A 17386-nucleotide genomic window follows, 5' to 3' on the forward strand; every position below is an offset into this window, starting at 1 on the left:
GGCTTCGAATAGGCAACTTCTCAACAACAGGTTGAAGGCCGCAAGGTAAGCTTGGTTGTAAAGTGGTTTGCTGCGAGTACTACTAATGTGTGAGTACGCTACCACTAACGAAAGGATGGAAATTAAGGCGGGTTTTTCGGGAACAAGCCCGATATTTGCCCCTCCAAAACTAGACTGATACTCGGGCCATTAGCGACCCGGTATCTTTTTGCCGATGTCTCAAAAAGTAGTTCTTGCCTTTAGTGGAGGTCTGGATACCTCCTTCTGCGTTAAATATCTGTCCGAAGACCGGGGTATGGATGTGTACTCGGTGCTGGTCGATACGGGCGGTTTTTCGGATGCCGAACTGAAAGCCATTGAAGAGCGGGCGTATTCGCTGGGTGTGAAATCGCATAAGACGATCTCGAAAACCGACGATTACTACCAGCAATGCCTGAAGTTTCTGGTGTTCGGTAATGTTCTAAAAAACAACACCTACCCGCTTAGCGTGAGTGCCGAACGGATATTCCAGGCCATCGCTGCGGCTGAGTATGCCCGTGAAATCGGTGCGTCGGCCATTGCTCATGGGAGCACCGGAGCCGGTAACGATCAGGTTCGGTTCGATATGGCGTTTCGGATCATAGCGCCCGACGCCGAAATCATCACCCCCATTCGTGACCTGCGGCTATCGCGGGAAGCCGAAATCGAATACCTCAAGTCGAAAGGGGTGGATCAGGAGTGGCACAAAGCCGCTTACTCGATCAACAAGGGTTTGTGGGGAACGTCGGTTGGCGGTAAGGAAACCCTGACGTCCGATCAGTTCCTGCCCGAAACGGCCTGGCCTACCCAGGTCACCAAAACCGAGCCTGAAACCATAACGCTGACCTTCCAGCATGGCGAAATTCGGGGTGTTTCGGGGGCTACGTTCTCGGAAATGTACCCCAACTCGGTCGATGCCATCCGTAAGATTACCGAACTCGCCGGGCCGTTTGGTATCGGTCGCGACATCCACGTAGGCGATACCATTATCGGTATTAAAGGCCGCGTCGGTTTCGAAGCCCCCGCTCCGTTGATTCTGATCAAGGCACACCATACGCTCGAAAAGCACGTACTGGGTAAATGGCAATTGTACTGGAAAGAGCAACTGGCCAACTGGTACGGCACCATGCTGCACGAAGGTCAGTTTATGGACCCGGTGATGCGCAATATCGAAACCTTCCTGGCCGATACGCAGGCGCATGTGTCGGGTAAGGTACACGTGTTGCTGGCTCCCCACCGCTTCCAGGTGCTGGGTATTGAGTCGGAACATGATCTGATGTCGTCGAAGTTTGGTTCGTATGGCGAAATGAACAATGCCTGGACCGGCGAGGATGTAAGGGGCTTCTCGAAAGTAGCTTCCAATCAGGTGATGATCTACGAGAAAATCAACAACCAGTGATCGGTAAAGACCGAAAATACTGCGCTCCCCGGAGTGTAGCCTATCCACTGCAACTGCTCGATGTGGTGGTGGATGGCTATGCTCGGGGTAGCTATTCCCGTCGGGATTTTGGGCCGCCCAATCTGGATGCGCCCGTTATACTGGTGATGACATCGGGGCATCTGGGCGATGCGTTGATCATATCATACATTTTCCCGCTGATCCGGCAGCGTTATCCCAAGGCGCAGATCGATGTGCTGGCCGGAAGCTGGTGCGATCCGATCTGGAAAGGTAATCCCTACATCCGGCGGGTTGTCCATTTGAATCATCCGAACACCAACCGGCGGCCATTGTCGACATGGGCCAAGTGGCAGGAGTTTTACCGGACGGCCAAATTCGCCATCGCAACATTGGGGGATACCGTCTACGATTTCTCGATCGATGTACGGTTCTCGGATTCGCCCATGCATTTTGTGCTGCCGTATCTGAAGGTGAAGCGTAAAATCGGCTACGGCACACGCGGCTTCGGTGGGTTGCTCGACGACGAGTTTTTTATGCCCGATGGAGAGGTGCATAATTTCGATCTGGTGCTGAAGCTATTGAAGCCAATGGGTATCGAAGCCGATCTACGGACTGTAAAGCCCTATTTCGAGCATCCAGCCGAATTGCCAGCTCAACTGTGGAGTAAGCTGGGGCGATTGGCTCCGGCTCAAAAGCCGATTCTGATCTTCCCGGAATCGGGTGATGAAGTGCGGATGCTGCCGTTGGAATACTGGGGTAAGCTGGCTATCCGGCTGTTGCAGGAAAGTACCTCTTCAATTGTTTTTGGCGGTCAGAAAGCGTTTACGACCAATCTGTACGAGTATGTCCAGGCGGCTGAGCCTGCCCTTGCTGATCGACTGGTATCGGCGGTGGGTAAACTGACGCTACAGGATATGGCCAGTCTGAGTAAACAGGCAGAGGCAGCGTTTACCCTCGATTCGCTACCCATGCACCTATGCTGCCTGGGTTGCCCTACGCTTTCGTTTCAGAAAAGTGGCATGGGGATTCAATTCTTCCCCATTTCGAGCCAGCCAACGCTGGTCATCCACAATCATCAACTCAGCCGATCATTAACCCTCGACCGTCCTGGTTTCACCAGCGAATACGTTAATACGTTCGATGATGCCGTACTGGATCGGGCTTTGGAATGGTTTCGGTCATTAAATAGTTAGTTGAATAATACGGCACAGAAATTCAATTAGAAGCTGTTTGAGCTTTTGAACATGAACTTGTAGTGCATTTTGTTATTCCGACGATAGGAGGAATCTCCTGTATCCGGAGGTATTTCCAGCTTCGACCGAAGATTCCTCCTACCGTCGGAATGACAAAAATGCCATCGAAATAAACGATTAAACAGGTCAGCGTTTAAAGCATCATCTGTTTATCTCTGTGTTCCAATTCCCAAAATGATGGAAAAAATTAACGTTGGTATTATTGGCGGAGCAGGCTACACGGGTGGTGAGTTGCTGCGTATTCTGATTAACCACCCTTTTGTCAATGTTGCGTTTGTCCATAGCAAAAGTCAGGCTGGTAAACCCGTTTGGGCAACCCATACCGATTTGCTGGGCGACACTGATCTGACCTTTTCGGGTGATGAGACAACGGAACTGGTGACGCAGGAAGGCCTGGATGCCGTATTCCTCTGTTCAGGACATGGAGCATCGGCCACCTTTATGGCCGATCATGAGGTGTCGGACGATGTGATGGTGATCGACCTTAGCGCCGATTTCCGCGATGAACACGACGATTTTGTGTACGGCCTACCCGAACTGCAACGCGAACGGATTCAGGAAGCGACCCGAATTGCCAACCCAGGCTGCTTTGCAACCAGCATTCAACTGGCGATCTTGCCTTTGGCGAAAGCGGGTAAACTGACGGATGCTGTGCAAGTCAGTGCCATTACGGGTAGCACTGGTGCCGGACAGGCGTTGGTACCCACAACCGGCTTTACCTGGCGGAACAACAACGTATCGATCTATAAAGCGTTTACCCACCAGCATCTGGCCGAAATCCGGCAAAGCCTGACTCAACTGGAGCCGGATTTTAAAGCCGCTATCAATTTTGTGCCCTACCGGGGTGATTTTACGCGGGGTATTATGGCTAATGTCTACACACCGTTTTCGGGTACACTGGACGAAGCCAAGCAACTCTACAAAGCCTATTACGAGAATCACCTCTTCACGCATGTAAGTGATACGCCCGTTGATCTGAAACAGGTGGTAAACACCAACAAATGTTTGCTGCATCTGGAGCTACACGACGGCCAGTTGCTGATTACCAGTGTGATTGACAACCTCACCAAAGGGGCTTCGGGGCAGGCTGTTCAGAACCTGAATCTGGTGTTTGGGCTACCGGAGGATACCGGCCTTCGGTTGAAGCCTGTAGCGTTTTGATGATGTAACGCGGCTGGAAAGCCGCAGCCTGGCGATTAAAATCACGGCTTCCCAGCCGCGTTACAGATATGTTCGAAACCGATCGATTATTGCTTCAGAAATTTACGGTTGAGGATGCGGCCTTTATCCTGGAGCTATTAAATACGCCAGCCTGGCTTCGATTTATCGGTGATCGCGGTGTTCGGACGCTCGGTGATGCCCGTCAGTATATTCTGGATGGTCCCCTTCGGAGTTATGAACAGCATGGTTATGGCCCGTATCTGGTCAGATTAAAAGAAGTTGATCAACCCATTGGGATGTGTGGCCTATTCAAGCGCGACACCCTTGAGGATATGGACATCGGATTCGCCTATTTGCCCGACCATATTGGAAAAGGCTACGGCCTGGAAGCCGCTACTGCTGTAATGACATTCGCACGCGATGTGCTAAAGGCAAGTCGTATAGTGGGTGTCGTCGATCCAAAAAATGCCAATTCCATCCGGTTGCTCGAAAAATTAGGCCTTCATTTTGAGCGAGCCGTTCGCCTGAATGGGTATGAAGAAGACTCCTGGTTATTTGCCAGTGACCAGTAATGTTTTCGACAGGATTAAAGCTTGGCTAACGCATCCTGCCATTTTTTGAATGCCGTCCGGTACACTTTATGTCGATGTAAATCCGGCTCGAACGTTTGGCCAAAAGCGACTCGTTCGGCGGCTTCTTCCAGCGTTTTTACGATGCCGATGGCTTTCATAGTCAGCAAAATAGCCCCCATCGAACCACTTTCATTACTGGCATTCAGCCGAACGGGCACGCCCGCCATATCGGCCAGCATTTGCACCCACAGGGTCGATTGGGCAAAACCGCCATTGGCATGAATGACACGCGCTGAACCGGTGAATTCGGTGAGTAGTTCGTTGATACTAAGCAGATTGAATAGAACACCTTCCAGCGCAGCCCGGACAAAATGTGCCCGCGTATGTTGCCAGTCGACGTGCAGATAGGCTCCCCGGACCGAAGCGTCCCATAAGGGTGCCCGCTCCCCTTGCAGGTAGGGGAGAAACAGCAAACCATCAGAACCGGGATCAATCGTAGCGGCTTCGTCCAGAACCGTTTGTGTTTCCTGTTGGGTGAGTTTTTCAGATACCCATTCCAGCACATTGCCTCCGTTGTTGGTTGGCCCGCCAACAGCATAATGCCCCTCGTCCAGATAATAACAGAACAGGCGAATCTGGGCATCGCGAAGAGGCTTCTGAACCGTTTGCCGAATAGCGCCACTCGTACCGATAGTCAGCGTAGCCGTACCGCGTTTAATGGCACCTGCCCCCAGATTGGCCAGACACCCATCTGATGCGCCAATCAGCAGCGAAACACCGGCGGGTAAATTGGTAGCCCGAGAATTGGCATTTGGCTGGTAACTCCGCTGGTAAGTGGTTGGAACGGGGGTAGAAAGCTGATCGGGTCGGACACCGGCAAAGTCGAGAGCCAGTTTGCTCCACTGTCGGGCGCCTTCATTGAACAGTCCTGTAGCGGTAGCAATCGAAAAATCAACCTCGAAAGTACCCGTCAGCTTATGCCACAAAAACTCTTTAATGGAGCCAAAATGAGCGGTCCGGCGAAGCATTCGTGGGTCATGTTCGCGCAACCAGGCCAGCTTACAAAGTGGGATCATCGGATGGAGGGGAGTGCCGGTTTCCTGATAGATCGACTTCCCTAAATCAGCCTGCGTACTTCGGAGTTCAGTAGCCTGCGCTTCAGCGCGATTGTCGGACCAAAGGATCGCGTTGCCTAACGGGTTACCCTTATCATCCATCGGCAACAGACTATGCATGGCTGTGCAGAAAGCCAGATGTGTGATTTTGTACCCACCCTTGACGGTCTCCTGAACCACTTCAGCAATGACCTGTACAAAAGCTGACCATATTTCGTTGGGGTCCTGCTCGGCATAGCCGGGTTCAGGATTCAGGGTTGTTAGTGGAGCCGATGCATGGGCCAGAATCTGGCTCAGATCGGCTGGCATGGCCATCGCTTTTACATTCGTGGTGCCGACATCAACCCCAACAAAACAATTCATATAAGTGGTGGTAATGAGTTATTACACAGAGACACACGGAGGGATCACGGAGATACACGAAGCTTTATTTTATTCTCAGTGTATCTCCGTGATCCCTCCGTGTGTCTCTGTGTAACAGCTATTTAGTTAAACGATAAAACGACACGGCGTTGGCTCCGAAAACTTTGGCTCGAACTTCCTCTCCCCAGGGCGCTACATAGTCTTCGACCAATGTTTTGACCTGTGTATAATTAGCTGCTACCAGACAAACCGGCCAGTCGGAGCCAAACATGAGCCGATCAGGGCCAAACTGTTCGAAAACGACGTCCAGATACGGGAAGAAATCCTGTTTACTCCAGTTGTGCCAATCGGCCTCGGTTACCATGCCCGATAGTTTGCAGGAAACGTTTGGCTGGCTGGCCAGTTGGGTCATATAATTGGACCAGCGGTTGATTTCCTTTTTTGTAATGTACGGCTTGGCGATATGGTCAATGACAAAGTTAACTTCCGGTACAGCACGCACCAGTTGCAAAGCCGCTTTCAACTGAGTGGGGTAGATCAGAATATCGTACGTCAGCCCAAACTCCGCCAGTTGACGGATGCCTTCGATAACGGCGGGGCGAGCCAGAAAATCGTCGGGTTCGGCCTGGGCAACATGCCGGTAGCCTTTAATCTGACTATGTGTCGATAACGCCGTCAGTCGGTCTTTTAGCTGCTCCGACTGTAAATCGACCCAGCCGACCACACCTTTCACGATGTCGTAGGATTGGGCCATACTAACCAGAAAAAGCGTTTCCTCTTCCGATTGTGATGCTTGTACAGCTACACATCCATCGATGCCATTTTCGGCCAGTACAGGCTCTAAGTCAGCCGGTAGAAAATCCCGCTGGATGACGGCCATATCGTCGGTAATCCAACTATCACGAACGGGGTCGAAATGCCAGAAATGTTGGTGGGAATCGATTGTCATAAAATGCATGAATAATGAATAATGTAGAATGGATAATGAGTTGTAGAGAGTGCTTTTTCAACTCACCATTACTCATTATCCATTCTACATTATTCATTGGAAACTTACGGCTACCTGTTTTTGCGAACCCAGCCCTTCGATGCCTAATTCAACAACATCACCGGGTTTGAGGAACCGTTGGGGTTTCAGGCCCATACCCACACCGGCTGGCGTACCCGTTGAGATCACATCGCCGGGGAGGAGCGTCATGAACTGGCTGATGTAGCTGATCAGCGTCGGTACGTTGAAAATCATATCGTCGGTATTCGAGTTCTGGAGTTGCTCGCCGTTCAGGTTGAGCCAGAGTGGCAGGTTGTTCGGCTCTGGTACTTCGTCTTTCGTGACCATGTAAGGGCCTAGTGGGGCATACGTATCGGCGCTTTTGCCTTTTACCCATTGACCGTTACGCTCTAGTTGCCAGGCCCGCTCGCTATAGTCGTTATGAACGGCATAGCCAGCAATATAATCGAAGGCATCTTCCAGTTCGACGTAGCTGGCGCGTTTGCCAATGATGATTGCCAGTTCAACCTCCCAGTCTGTTTTTTCGGAACGTTTCGGAATCACAATGGCATCGTTGGGACCAGATAAGGCGGTTGTCGATTTGAAAAACAGGATAGGCTCCGATGGAACAGGGGCATTGGTTTCGGCAGCGTGTTTGGCATAGTTAAGGCCAACGCACACGATTTTGGAAGGTCGTTTCACGCAAGGTCCGAAGCGGTCGGGGGTTACTTCCGGGCAGGTATGGGCATGAGCTTCCAGCCAGTGCGCGAGTCGGTCGGGGCCGTTGCTGGCGAAAAATGACTCGTCATAATCTTCGCCGAAATGGGTTACGTCAATGTGCTGGCCGGTGGGTAATACAACACCTGGGTGTTCGTGGTCGGGCAGACCGAAGCGAAAAAGTTTCATGCGTTAAAATTCAAATTTTGGGGTAAACGTGTATGCAAAGTTATTTTTAACTGTGCTTTTACTCTCACTTCGAAGAGGTATTATTCACCTTAATCAAATCGATGTTCGACAAACTGCTGCCCATATCCTGAAGTTTTCCTCCTTCGTGCAACGTTCCGAGGTCAATCGGGGAAAAACCGATCGATGAAACAAGATCAGCCACTGTTTTTTTAGCAGCCTTGTCATCTCCGCTTAGTACAATCACTCGATTGCCGGTTGGGGTAACTGGATCAGAGGCTAAAATGGCAGATCCCAATGTATTGAACGCTTTGACAACCTTAGCTCCTGGCAGTAATCCAGCCACAAATTCACCAGATGTTTTCCCGTTCAGATCGTCCAACGTAAAAGGACTTATGGTCAGGATATGGTTGGTTGTATCGATGACAATTTTGTTCGTCCAATCGGGTATCTCATTGAGTACATTCTTAAGCTTTGTCCAGGGAACCGCCAATATGATTATGTCGGCTTTACTGGCTTCCGTGGCCCATACTAGCTGAACGTTGGAGCCTAGTTCATTCGCTAGTTCGTTGAGGGACTCCGGGCCTTTACTATTACTGAGAAGTACATGATGGCCAGCGCCTGAAAGATGGCTGGCAAGTGCCTTTCCAATATTACCAGCACCTAGTATTCCAATGGTCATGGTTATGAAGAGTTGTACGTTTAATGATGTACTAAAAGAAAAGCCCCTACATAGCTGTAGAGGCTTTAAAGGTAGGCAAAATTATAAAAAGCTGTTAGCCGACGCTGCCTTCCAGGCTGATGGCGAGCAATTTCTGGGCTTCAACGGCAAACTCCATTGGTAATTGATTCAGCACTTCTTTAGCGTATCCGTTGATGATCAGGGCTACTGCCTGTTCGGTTGGGATACCGCGCTGATTGCAGTAGAACAGCTGATCCTCACCGATTTTCGAGGTTGTGGCTTCGTGTTCGACGGTAGCCGTTGGGTTTTTTACTTCCAGATAGGGGAAGGTATGCGCTCCACATTTATCACCCAGTAGCAACGAATCACATTGTGAATAGTTACGGGCGTTTTCGGCACGCTTCATCACTTCGACCAAACCCCGGTACGAGTTCTGGCTTTTACCGGCCGAAATACCTTTCGATACAATCCGACTCTTGGTGTTTTTACCAATGTGGATCATTTTCGTTCCGGTGTCGGCCTGCTGCATGTTGTTGGTAACCGCCACCGAATAAAACTCACCGATGGAGTTATCGCCTTTCAGGATTACCGAAGGGTACTTCCAAGTGATGGCTGACCCTGTTTCGACCTGTGTCCACGAAATTTTAGCGTTCGGACCGTCGCAGATACCGCGTTTGGTTACGAAGTTATAAATACCGCCTTTCCCGTCTTTATCGCCAGGATACCAGTTTTGTACGGTTGAGTACTTGATTTCGGCATCGGCATGGGCGATCAGTTCAACGACAGCCGCATGGAGCTGATTCTCGTCGCGCATAGGCGCTGTGCAACCTTCCAGATAGCTTACGTACGAACCTTCATCGGCAATGATCAGCGTCCGCTCAAACTGGCCCGTTCCGGCGGCATTAATGCGGAAATAGGTCGACAGTTCCATTGGGCAACGAACGCCTTTCGGAATATAACAGAACGACCCATCGGTAAAGACGGCAGCGTTCAGAGCGGCAAAGTAATTGTCTTTGGCCGGTACCACCGAACCTAGGTATTTCTGCACCAGTTCGGGATGTTCATGAACCGCTTCACTAATGGAGCAGAAAATAATGCCACGCTCGGCGAGGTCTTTCTTGAAGGTCGTGGCTACCGAAACGGAGTCCATGACGGCATCGACGGCGACGCGTGGGCGGTCACCCTGGGGCTCGTCAACAACACCCGCCAGCCGTTTCTGTTCACTCAGCGAAATACCGAGCCGATTGAATGTATCCAGCAGTTCGGGGTCGATTTCGTCGAGCGAATTAACGGTTTTCTTTTGCTTAGGGGCTGAGTAATACTTGATAGCCTGATAATCGATCGGTGGATAATGAACATTAGGCCATTTGGGCTCAGTCATTTCCTGCCACATCCGAAACGCTTTCAACCGATTTTCGAGCAGCCACTCAGGTTCCTGTTTCTTCGCAGAAATAAAACGAATAATATCTTCATCAAGACCTGGCGGGGCTTCGTCGGCCTCAATCAACGTCTCGAATCCGTATTTATACTCGGCGTTGGTAATACTCTCTAAAATTTCAACGTCCTTGCTCATAGTCTCGGTTAATTGACTGGTAAAAAGAACCAGTCCACTCTATTTTTAACAATTTGCCGGATAGGTACGTTCCGGGCAGGCTGGACAAATATCGGAAACTTTCCGTTATTTCAGGTCTATTTTCTACCAATAGCCTATCTACTTATGGCTGCTTCCAAATCACGTTTTAATATTGAACTGCTCCTGGGTATCTCGGCTACGTTCCTCAGTTTAGCGGCTTTGGTGGTTTCCATCTTTCAGACAAAGATTGCCCGTGAGCAACAGGATGCGTCGGTATGGCCTTATCTGCAAGCTGATTATACCAAGGCTAATGATAGTTTTGTCTGGACCGTCGTCAACAATGGAATAGGTCCGGCAGTAATTAAGTCAACAGCCCTGCGCTATCGTGGTAGAATATATAAAGATGCGTATGAGCTTATTAATGAGCAGATTCAGCATCTCAGCGAAGCAACGCCCAAAGGAAAGACAGCGCACGTAAACTTCTTTTATGGTGGGCTGTCGCGTGGGAATGTGATCAAAAGTGAAGGCGAAATTAAACTGGGTGAAATGTCCGGCAATGAATCCATTGCCGACACCCTACTGCATATTGTGCAGGATACATCATACCATTTTACGGTCGTATACAGCGATGTGTACGGCAATTGCTGGCAACTCGATCAGGATGAAGTGACAGCCCTGGGCAAATGTGACACTAAATAAAAACTGTGAGGTCAGATGCTCACATCTGATCCTGGTGAGGTTTCTTAAAACCGACACCACATCAAAATCGGACGATATATAAAAATGCCAATGCCATTACGGATCTGTAATGGCATTGGTGAAAACAGTCTGAAAGGAAGTCTTATTACTGGATCGTTACGTTTACCTTACTGTAATACAGCGTTGTCAGTCCCTCAAAACCCGAGTCAGTACCGACCAGCAGCCAAAGTTCCCCTTTGTCGTTGGTAGTCACGCTGAACGGCTTATCAGCATTGGTACGCGTGATGAGCGCATACCCTTCTGTATCGTTGCTGGTGGCGATGTTGCCCAGCCGAATGGCATCTTTTCCGTCGTTATTCTGCGCGCCCTTATCGATGTTGAGCGAATAGAAGTCGTCTTTCAAAACGCTTACGGGTTCAACAACGGAAGCTCCGGCTTTCAGAAATACACTACCCCCCGGCGAGCCACCAATACCAACGGAGCTTTCACCGTATTGAGAGGCCAGTTCAATGCTGAACACCAGCTTGTACTCTTTGTTGGGCTGTAAACCGACCACCTTCTTTTTGATGAACATGAAGGCGTCATCACTCCGGTTCATACTTGATAGCATGAGCGACTTACGGGTTGTATCCAATGGCGCAGGCAGCCCTTTCCACGTTGCTTTAAACTCCATGCTGTTTTCCTGAGCCTTTCCAAAATCGGTAATCCCGGCAGCCCAGCCATCCGAGCCCGCCTGAAACGAGGATTGGTATGGCAATCCGGGCTGGAGTGGTACATTTTCCTGTTTACAAGCTGAAAAGGTGAGTAAACTTCCTGCCAAAACGGCGATTACCATGAACGTTGATTTCATTATACACTTGGTTTGTTTCTCTTACAGACTCCCCAAGGTGAACGACCGTTGTAATGGTTTTGGGAATTAACGGAAACGATTTCGGCCAGAATCGTCCAAGCCACTGAGCGCGAGATAGAAAGCGATGATATAAATTAAAAGGCGTTGGCAGTCATTCTTCATTATCCATTTCTACATCGCCATCTTCTACCGTTTCCTCAGCCAGTACATCGTCGTTTATCCCCGAGTCGCCATCTGAATCAGCCACTTCGGCTTTTTCGGGTTCGGGGCCTGATGCGTTCATTGGGCTCAATGGGCTATTCTGAGGAACGCCTGTGTTTGATGCTTCGCTTTGGGCAAGCACCTGCACGACGCCCTGGTTGTCATCGTCGGCAGGAGTATATGTGTTGTTATCAGTGTTCATAAAATGGTTTGGTTGTAGCCCTAAAAGGTTTTGGACACTTTTAGGACTTATTGGTTACGAACCGGAACGCGTGACATGGCCACCTAAGGCGTAATTGTCGTCCTGATGGTGATCATGTTCGCCGGTAGGGTCGCCATCTTCGTCGAGCGGCTCATCGTATAATTCCTCGTCTGACTCGTCGTCGGATACGTCTTCGTCCAGTCCATCTTCGTCGTCAACGGCGGGGTCGCTTTGATTTCGAAAAATGTCGGGATCAATCTGGTCAATTCGTGAGCCAATAACGCCTGTATCGGTAGGGGCTGGATGATCAAGAGTCGTTTTCATCTGGTTGAGTTGTTGGTTTTCATAATTATAACCCGGTAGAATGCCGAAAGGTTAGGCTTATTTGCTTGAAGTTTGACGTTCGTTCTTATTTACTCCATGAAATCAATACTCCTGACTATATGCCTGCTGGCATCCATGCTCGTACGCGCTCAAACGAACCGAGAGCCGCTTTTTACGTCGTTTGATGGTACTAAAATCCATTACGATGTTCTGGGAGAAGGAAAGCCGGTTGTACTCTTACATGGCTTTATCAGTACCAGCGAAAGCTGGAAACGATCGGCGGTACGGCAGGCGCTGGCCGATGCTGGTTTTAAAGTGGTAACCCTCGATTTGCGGGGTAATGGCCTGTCCGACAAGCCGCACACCGCCGAAGCCTATCGCGACAATACAGAGTTGAAGGATGTCATAGCGTTAATGAAACACCTTGGCCTGAAAAACTATGATGTAGTGGGGTATTCGCGTGGAGCCATCCTGACCGCCAAACTGCTGACGATGGATAAGCAGGTGCGCCGGGCGGTGATGGGCGGTATCAGTGTCGACTTTTCGGACCCCAACTGGATTCGTCGCCAAAATTTCTTCGAAGCACTGACCAAACCCGGTAGCCATCCTGAATTACAACCCGCCGTCGACAATGCCAAGAAAGCTGGTGCTGACACGGTTGTTCTGGCACGTTTGCAGGAGTTTCAACCCGTAACGACCAAAGCTGAGCTAGCGAAGATCAGGATTCCGGTACTCGTGGTGAATGGCGATCAGGACATGGACAACGGCGATCCACAAACGCTGGTCGATGCCATTCCGGGTTCGCGGCTGGTCATCGTGCCGGGTAATCACGGGGGAGCCATGCGGACCCCCGAATTCGCCAAAGCTGTCGTTGAATTTCTGACGAAATAGCATCGAAAGAGTTAGGGAGCAATCAGGTCGTTTATAGCGGCTTTTGCTTCCTTAAACTCAAATTGAAATCCTGCTTCCACTAATTTGCCCGGTACAACATTCCGGCTTTTGAGCACTAATTCGGTTTCAGTTCTTAACAAAATAGCCCCAATTTTCAGCATCCATTCCGATGCTCGTAAGCCAATCGGTATGCCTACGGCCTGGCGTAACAAACGCATAAAGGACTCATTGCGAATCGGATGTGGTGCCGAGGCATTATAGATTCCAGCAATCGTGTCGTTCTGGATTATAAAATCAATAATTCTGACCAAATCCCGTTCGTGTAGCCAACTTATAAACTGTTTGCCATCTCCCATTGTCCCACCTAAGCCCCAATAGGCCAAGCGTTTGAGGACAGGTAATACTCCTCCGTCTCGACCCAGAACGATAGCCATCCGGAGCGCTACTTTATGGACAATTTGAGGAACGTCTGCTGCCCAAAACGCTTGTTCCCAGGCCTGGCATACTTCCATGGAAAATCGAAACTCTGGTCGGGTTGTCTCAATCTCTCCAGTGTTTTCGTCCATTTGCCGGTCGGGCGCATGCCTGTAAATGGTTGCCGATGATGAGTTGATCCAAAGCTGGGGTGGTGTTTTGAGTTGTTTAATCGCTTCGCCAAGCACTTTCGTCGCATTCACCCGTGAACGTAAAATGAGTTGTCGATTACGGCTAGTGTAGCGACAATCAACCGATTTACCAGCCAGATTTATTACTACATCGGCCCGTTCGAGTTCGCTGACCCAGTTGCCTGGTGTTTCTCCGTCCCAAACCACATAGCGGACTCCTTTCTGATCAGGGCGTTGCTTGCGCGACAGAACAACAATATCGACGTCCGTGCCTTTCCAATGATCGATCAGTAGCTTGCCTATGAAACCTGTTCCTCCTGCCAGAACAATCTTGCTAGCTTTCATAACAGACGGAGTAATAAGAGAACTAACATGGTGAAGATGATGCTCAGCCACGGTGTTAGCCCAAGCCGGTAACTGCGAATAAAGTGCTGGCCAATCACGAGAGCATAACCGCAGCCAATAAGAGCAGATTGGTTAATCAGGCCGCCAATAGCTATGATGAAAAGGCCAATTAACAGACTCATGCCCAGATGTCCGATATAATCGAGTAGTTGTTCTAGGCAATTGCCGGATTGTTGCGCCAACAGGTACAGGCAAACGACCAGGATCTGAGTGGCAACCAACGCGAAATAGGCGGGTACCCATTGATGTCCGATTAGGGAAAGACCAGTGGCAAGGCTAAAGACGACAAGAATAAACAACAGCCGTTGTATCAAATTAAAGTCAGGCTGGAGATCCAGTAGTTGCCATCGACCAGGAGGAGACGTGATAATAATTCGCCGATTGTACGAAATGAACGCATACAGCCTTTTCATGAATGAGTTAAACCAGTTTAGTGAGAGTAGCTTTTCGGTAGCCTGACTGTGTTGCCCTATAGCATAAATCCAGGTGTCGACGCCATAGAGCGTTTCGCCCCCATCAAGATCAATAAGCGGTATTTCGTGTCGGGCCCGTTGTAGATCCAACCGATTAAGAATTGTTTTATCGGCAAGCTGATTTCCTCCAATGCGATTAAGACAGCCACTATCGTCAGCCAAAACCATTCCCTTTGTATAGAATCGGCACATAGGACAACTATCATCATAGATTATTAGCTTTTTCATGTGTTTTTATATTTTGAATTTTCAGAAATAATTGAAAGATAGTGGCAAAAAAATTAGCGGAAAACTTTTAGAAATTGACCCACTAACCAGTTCTCTTCGGCTTTAATAACGGCGTTGAGTGTATTATCCGCAAATCCAACCACATTGCTTAAGCCTTCCATGATACGGTGGAATTCAGCGGCTTCGGGCGTATCGGCTGGAACCGCTTTCAATTCATTCAACACTTCCACAACGGGCGTTATCTCCCGACGACGGCGTTCTTTAGCCACTTGCCGGGCAACCTTCCAGATGTCTTTTTCGGCCATAAAGAATTCCCGTCGTTCACCTGGTTTGAGCTGTTTATAAATTAGTCCCCAATCCATCAGGTCGCGAAGGTTCATACTGGCATTACCCCGCGAAATTTGTAATTGCTCCATGACATCCTCAGTAGCCATCGGTTCAGGGGAAATGAGTAGCAAGGCGTGCAGTTGAGCCATCGATCGATTGATGCCCCACTGGGTTGCGAGTGTTCCCCAGGTATGAATGAATTTATCCTTTGCCTCGTCGAATGTCATGCCCAAAGGTAAATGAATGTTTTTGTACTTTCAAAATATTTTGAAAGATTTGTATAGATATGTTTCAAAAGCGAATTATTAATTCATTCTCTAGATTAAGCCTTCAATCTTTAACAGAACATTCGGATTGGGGCAGATGGCTAGAAACTTCACGCGGTCGGCTACTGAACATACTCCGGGGAAATCACCTTTCATGCCCAGCATATCGGTCATCAGTTGAAAATGCAGATGCGGAGGCCAGTCGCCATTTTCGGGGTATGGGCCAATCTCACCTAGTTTGTCACCGACATTAAAAACCTTTCCTTCATACAACCCTTCCAGCGATTGACGGGTCAGATGTCCGTAGAGTGAGTAACGCGATGGAGAAGCCGTGGCTTGGTGTTCCAGAATAATAGTTGGGCCATAGTCACCGAAATGCGCGTTGTCCTGAAAACTGTGAACGATCCCAGCCAAAGGGGCAAAAATGGGCGTTCCGGCCTCGGCCCAGAGGTCGATACCGAGATGAATTTCGCGGGGTTCGGTTTCGGCATCATTAAAGTGTGGACTTCGGCGGTAAATGACCCGATGCTCATTATAACCGCCCACGCCAACCTGAGCACCAGCGGCTTTCAGTTTACCAAATACATAGTCGGTAAAAACGGCCGTATCGGTTAGGTCGAGCTGGTCGAGGTTGGGATTGGCAGCGGAGAAGTCGAGAATCAAATAAGGGTCTTTCCGGAAATTGAAGGGAAGCAGCATAATAAAGTCGAACAAGAGGCAACTAAGCAGATACACAGACAAAACGCGGGCTTAAAATAGGTGAAGTCTGTCTGTTGGACAAAGCGTTCGTTCATGAAAACCCTATTTTTTAGCTACAAACTCTTACTGAGAATGAAAATCAATGTACTGCTAATTTGTACTTGTGCTGGTCTTCTCCATCTGCTGGGAGGATGTACGGAAATGACAACCCTAAGCTCCACACCAGGCGATTGGACGGTAAAATCAGAGTTTGAAGGCGTGGCGCGCGCTGGTGCCACCGGTTTTGTTATTGGAACGATTGCGTATATAGGAACGGGGCAGGACGCATCAAAAAATGCGCTGACGGATTTCTGGGCTTATGACCCGGCCAGTAACAGCTGGACGCAGAAAGCCTCTTTTCCCGGAAAAGCTCGTAGCGAAGCCGTTGGTTTTGCCATTGGAACTAAGGGGTATTTGGGTACAGGGGCTGACGCGCAGGGCAACTTATTTCGAGATATGTATGCTTATGATACCTCCACCAATACCTGGCAGCGCATAGCCGATTTTAGTGGGACCTCCCGCAGGTCGGCCGTTGGCTTTAGCCTGTATGATGTTGGCTTTATTGGCTTAGGTTTTGATGGGAGCGAACGGGCTGATCTTTGGCGCTATAACCCTTCGGCTAATAGCTGGACACAACGAAAATACTTTAGCAATACAGCTCGTGTAGGAGCTGTAGCGTTTGTGATCAATAACCTGGCCTATGTGGGAATGGGCAGTTCAGGCGGAAATGATCGGAACGATTTATGGCAATACGACATGGACCGGGATACCTGGACCCAACGGCAAAGTTTGCCCGCATCTATACCATCCAGTTCATTCGGGGCAGGTTTTTCGATCAATGGCGTTGGCTATGTTGTATCGGGTGCGACAACTATCAACAATGTATTGGCTTACACACCAGGTACTGATTCGTGGGCAATAAAAGGCCCGTTTGAAGGGCCAGTCCGTTCAAAAGCAGTTGGATTTGCCATTGGTGCACGAGGGTATGTGGCTACGGGAGCAAATGGAAATAGGCTGCTGGATGATGTCTGGGCCTATGACCCCACGTATTGATACAGCTTGCCACTTTCAGCGAATCAGGGTATATTTACAGCTATTTTTTTCGTTATTTACCCACATTCTTCGGCAAACTTGTCAATTTCCCCAACGA

The 17386-nt window shown here is 49.4% G+C and carries 19 protein-coding genes; 7 read left to right on the forward strand and 12 right to left on the reverse strand.

All coding sequences use genetic code 11. From position 1 onward, the window contains the following. Positions 1 to 214: 214 nt before the first annotated feature. The 4 genes from ACYVFD_RS21185 (at position 215) to ACYVFD_RS21200 (ending at position 4403) form a co-directional block, all read left to right on the forward strand. Positions 215 to 1417 carry an argininosuccinate synthase gene (locus ACYVFD_RS21185; RefSeq protein ID WP_461092497.1) on the forward strand — a complete coding sequence of 401 codons (1203 nt, stop codon included), beginning with the start codon at positions 215 to 217 and terminating at the stop codon, positions 1415 to 1417. Next, entirely contained in the window at positions 1414 to 2610 is a 1197-nt protein-coding gene (locus tag ACYVFD_RS21190) for a glycosyltransferase family 9 protein (RefSeq protein WP_461092498.1), read from the forward strand. Before ACYVFD_RS21185 ends, ACYVFD_RS21190 begins: the two co-directional genes overlap by 4 nt. A gap of 237 nt (positions 2611 to 2847) precedes the next feature. Further along, entirely contained in the window at positions 2848 to 3831 is a 984-nt protein-coding gene (gene argC / locus ACYVFD_RS21195) for an N-acetyl-gamma-glutamyl-phosphate reductase (protein WP_461092719.1), read from the forward strand. Positions 3832 to 3899: 68 nt separating this feature from the next. Further along, complete coding sequence (locus tag ACYVFD_RS21200; RefSeq protein ID WP_461092499.1) at positions 3900 to 4403, forward strand: GNAT family N-acetyltransferase; 504 nt, start codon at positions 3900 to 3902, stop codon at positions 4401 to 4403. Positions 4404 to 4417: 14 nt separating this feature from the next. Here the strand turns inward: ACYVFD_RS21200 and ACYVFD_RS21205 are convergent, their stop codons facing one another. The 5 genes from ACYVFD_RS21205 to sufB form a co-directional block, all read right to left on the reverse strand. After that, entirely contained in the window at positions 4418 to 5881 is a 1464-nt protein-coding gene (locus ACYVFD_RS21205) for a gluconokinase (protein WP_461092500.1), read from the reverse strand. Positions 5882 to 5999: 118 nt separating this feature from the next. After that, a complete protein-coding gene (locus ACYVFD_RS21210; RefSeq protein ID WP_461092501.1) occupies positions 6000 to 6830 on the reverse strand; it encodes an amidohydrolase family protein in 831 nt (276 codons plus the stop codon). 93 nt (positions 6831 to 6923) lie between these two features. Further along, entirely contained in the window at positions 6924 to 7775 is an 852-nt protein-coding gene (locus tag ACYVFD_RS21215) for a fumarylacetoacetate hydrolase family protein (protein WP_461092502.1), read from the reverse strand. 64 nt (positions 7776 to 7839) lie between these two features. Further along, a complete protein-coding gene (locus tag ACYVFD_RS21220) occupies positions 7840 to 8454 on the reverse strand; it encodes an NADPH-dependent F420 reductase (RefSeq protein ID WP_461092503.1) in 615 nt (204 codons plus the stop codon). Positions 8455 to 8548: 94 nt separating this feature from the next. After that, the gene (gene sufB, locus ACYVFD_RS21225) at positions 8549 to 10027 is read right to left on the reverse strand and encodes a Fe-S cluster assembly protein SufB (RefSeq protein WP_461092504.1); all 1479 of its coding nucleotides are present in this window, start codon (positions 10025 to 10027) and stop codon (positions 8549 to 8551) included. Between the two features lie 144 nt (positions 10028 to 10171). On the opposite strand from sufB, the gene ACYVFD_RS21230 reads away from it, so the two are divergent. Continuing rightward, positions 10172 to 10726, forward strand: coding sequence for a hypothetical protein (locus tag ACYVFD_RS21230; RefSeq protein ID WP_461092505.1), 555 nt, complete (start codon positions 10172 to 10174; stop codon positions 10724 to 10726). Positions 10727 to 10871: 145 nt separating this feature from the next. On the opposite strand, the gene ACYVFD_RS21235 is transcribed toward ACYVFD_RS21230, so the two are convergent. The 3 genes from ACYVFD_RS21235 to ACYVFD_RS21245 all read right to left on the reverse strand — a co-directional run bounded on the left by ACYVFD_RS21235 (position 10872) and on the right by ACYVFD_RS21245 (position 12303). Then, positions 10872 to 11576, reverse strand: a complete 705-nt coding sequence (locus ACYVFD_RS21235) for a hypothetical protein (RefSeq protein WP_461092506.1) — start codon at positions 11574 to 11576, stop codon at positions 10872 to 10874. Positions 11577 to 11727: 151 nt separating this feature from the next. Next, on the reverse strand, positions 11728 to 11979 hold the full coding sequence (locus tag ACYVFD_RS21240; protein WP_461092507.1) for a hypothetical protein: 252 nt from the start codon (positions 11977 to 11979) through the stop codon (positions 11728 to 11730). A 54-nt stretch (positions 11980 to 12033) separates the two neighbouring features. Continuing rightward, complete coding sequence (locus ACYVFD_RS21245; RefSeq protein WP_461092508.1) at positions 12034 to 12303, reverse strand: hypothetical protein; 270 nt, start codon at positions 12301 to 12303, stop codon at positions 12034 to 12036. Between the two features lie 96 nt (positions 12304 to 12399). Here ACYVFD_RS21245 and ACYVFD_RS21250 point away from each other — a divergent pair, with 96 nt between their 5' ends. Further along, positions 12400 to 13194: an alpha/beta fold hydrolase gene (locus tag ACYVFD_RS21250; protein WP_461092509.1), complete on the forward strand. Its 795-nt coding sequence runs from the start codon at positions 12400 to 12402 to the stop codon at positions 13192 to 13194. 11 nt (positions 13195 to 13205) lie between these two features. Here ACYVFD_RS21250 and ACYVFD_RS21255 read toward each other — a convergent pair whose 3' ends face one another. From ACYVFD_RS21255 to ACYVFD_RS21270, 4 genes are all read right to left on the reverse strand, one after another. Continuing rightward, positions 13206 to 14144 (reverse strand): TIGR01777 family oxidoreductase, encoded by a 939-nt coding sequence (locus ACYVFD_RS21255; protein WP_461092510.1) that lies wholly within the window; start codon positions 14142 to 14144, stop codon positions 13206 to 13208. Beyond that, a complete protein-coding gene (locus ACYVFD_RS21260; RefSeq protein WP_461092511.1) occupies positions 14141 to 14905 on the reverse strand; it encodes a thiol-disulfide oxidoreductase DCC family protein in 765 nt (254 codons plus the stop codon). The genes ACYVFD_RS21255 and ACYVFD_RS21260 overlap by 4 nt, the downstream gene beginning before the upstream one ends. 53 nt (positions 14906 to 14958) lie before the next feature. Then, a complete protein-coding gene (locus ACYVFD_RS21265) occupies positions 14959 to 15459 on the reverse strand; it encodes a GbsR/MarR family transcriptional regulator (RefSeq protein ID WP_461092512.1) in 501 nt (166 codons plus the stop codon). A 90-nt stretch (positions 15460 to 15549) separates the two neighbouring features. Next, positions 15550 to 16197: a peptidoglycan DD-metalloendopeptidase family protein gene (locus ACYVFD_RS21270; protein ID WP_461092513.1), complete on the reverse strand. Its 648-nt coding sequence runs from the start codon at positions 16195 to 16197 to the stop codon at positions 15550 to 15552. Between the two features lie 132 nt (positions 16198 to 16329). Between ACYVFD_RS21270 and ACYVFD_RS21275 the strand changes: the two genes are divergently transcribed. Beyond that, complete coding sequence (locus ACYVFD_RS21275; protein WP_461092514.1) at positions 16330 to 17289, forward strand: Kelch repeat-containing protein; 960 nt, start codon at positions 16330 to 16332, stop codon at positions 17287 to 17289. The last annotated feature ends 97 nt before the right edge of the window (positions 17290 to 17386 follow it).

The sequence above is a fragment of the Spirosoma gilvum genome (assembly GCF_054776815.1).

What these genes read in the sequence shown, in the direction of transcription:
- ACYVFD_RS21270 (WP_461092513.1), bottom strand. Translation starts at nt 16,197, where the DNA reads ATGCTGCTTCCCTTCAATTTCCGGAAAGACCCTTATTTGATTCTCGAC.
- ACYVFD_RS21275 (WP_461092514.1), top strand. Translation starts at nt 16,330, where the DNA reads ATGAAAATCAATGTACTGCTAATTTGTACTTGTGCTGGTCTTCTCCAT.
- ACYVFD_RS21255 (WP_461092510.1), bottom strand. Translation starts at nt 14,144, where the DNA reads ATGAAAGCTAGCAAGATTGTTCTGGCAGGAGGAACAGGTTTCATAGGC.
- ACYVFD_RS21250 (WP_461092509.1), top strand. Translation starts at nt 12,400, where the DNA reads ATGAAATCAATACTCCTGACTATATGCCTGCTGGCATCCATGCTCGTA.
- ACYVFD_RS21200 (WP_461092499.1), top strand. Translation starts at nt 3,900, where the DNA reads ATGTTCGAAACCGATCGATTATTGCTTCAGAAATTTACGGTTGAGGAT.
- ACYVFD_RS21265 (WP_461092512.1), bottom strand. Translation starts at nt 15,459, where the DNA reads ATGACATTCGACGAGGCAAAGGATAAATTCATTCATACCTGGGGAACA.
- ACYVFD_RS21205 (WP_461092500.1), bottom strand. Translation starts at nt 5,881, where the DNA reads ATGAATTGTTTTGTTGGGGTTGATGTCGGCACCACGAATGTAAAAGCG.
- ACYVFD_RS21210 (WP_461092501.1), bottom strand. Translation starts at nt 6,830, where the DNA reads ATGACAATCGATTCCCACCAACATTTCTGGCATTTCGACCCCGTTCGT.
- ACYVFD_RS21240 (WP_461092507.1), bottom strand. Translation starts at nt 11,979, where the DNA reads ATGAACACTGATAACAACACATATACTCCTGCCGACGATGACAACCAG.
- argC (WP_461092719.1), top strand. Translation starts at nt 2,848, where the DNA reads ATGGAAAAAATTAACGTTGGTATTATTGGCGGAGCAGGCTACACGGGT.
- ACYVFD_RS21220 (WP_461092503.1), bottom strand. Translation starts at nt 8,454, where the DNA reads ATGACCATTGGAATACTAGGTGCTGGTAATATTGGAAAGGCACTTGCC.
- sufB (WP_461092504.1), bottom strand. Translation starts at nt 10,027, where the DNA reads ATGAGCAAGGACGTTGAAATTTTAGAGAGTATTACCAACGCCGAGTAT.
- ACYVFD_RS21185 (WP_461092497.1), top strand. Translation starts at nt 215, where the DNA reads ATGTCTCAAAAAGTAGTTCTTGCCTTTAGTGGAGGTCTGGATACCTCC.
- ACYVFD_RS21245 (WP_461092508.1), bottom strand. Translation starts at nt 12,303, where the DNA reads ATGAAAACGACTCTTGATCATCCAGCCCCTACCGATACAGGCGTTATT.
- ACYVFD_RS21230 (WP_461092505.1), top strand. Translation starts at nt 10,172, where the DNA reads ATGGCTGCTTCCAAATCACGTTTTAATATTGAACTGCTCCTGGGTATC.
- ACYVFD_RS21215 (WP_461092502.1), bottom strand. Translation starts at nt 7,775, where the DNA reads ATGAAACTTTTTCGCTTCGGTCTGCCCGACCACGAACACCCAGGTGTT.
- ACYVFD_RS21260 (WP_461092511.1), bottom strand. Translation starts at nt 14,905, where the DNA reads ATGAAAAAGCTAATAATCTATGATGATAGTTGTCCTATGTGCCGATTC.
- ACYVFD_RS21235 (WP_461092506.1), bottom strand. Translation starts at nt 11,576, where the DNA reads ATGAAATCAACGTTCATGGTAATCGCCGTTTTGGCAGGAAGTTTACTC.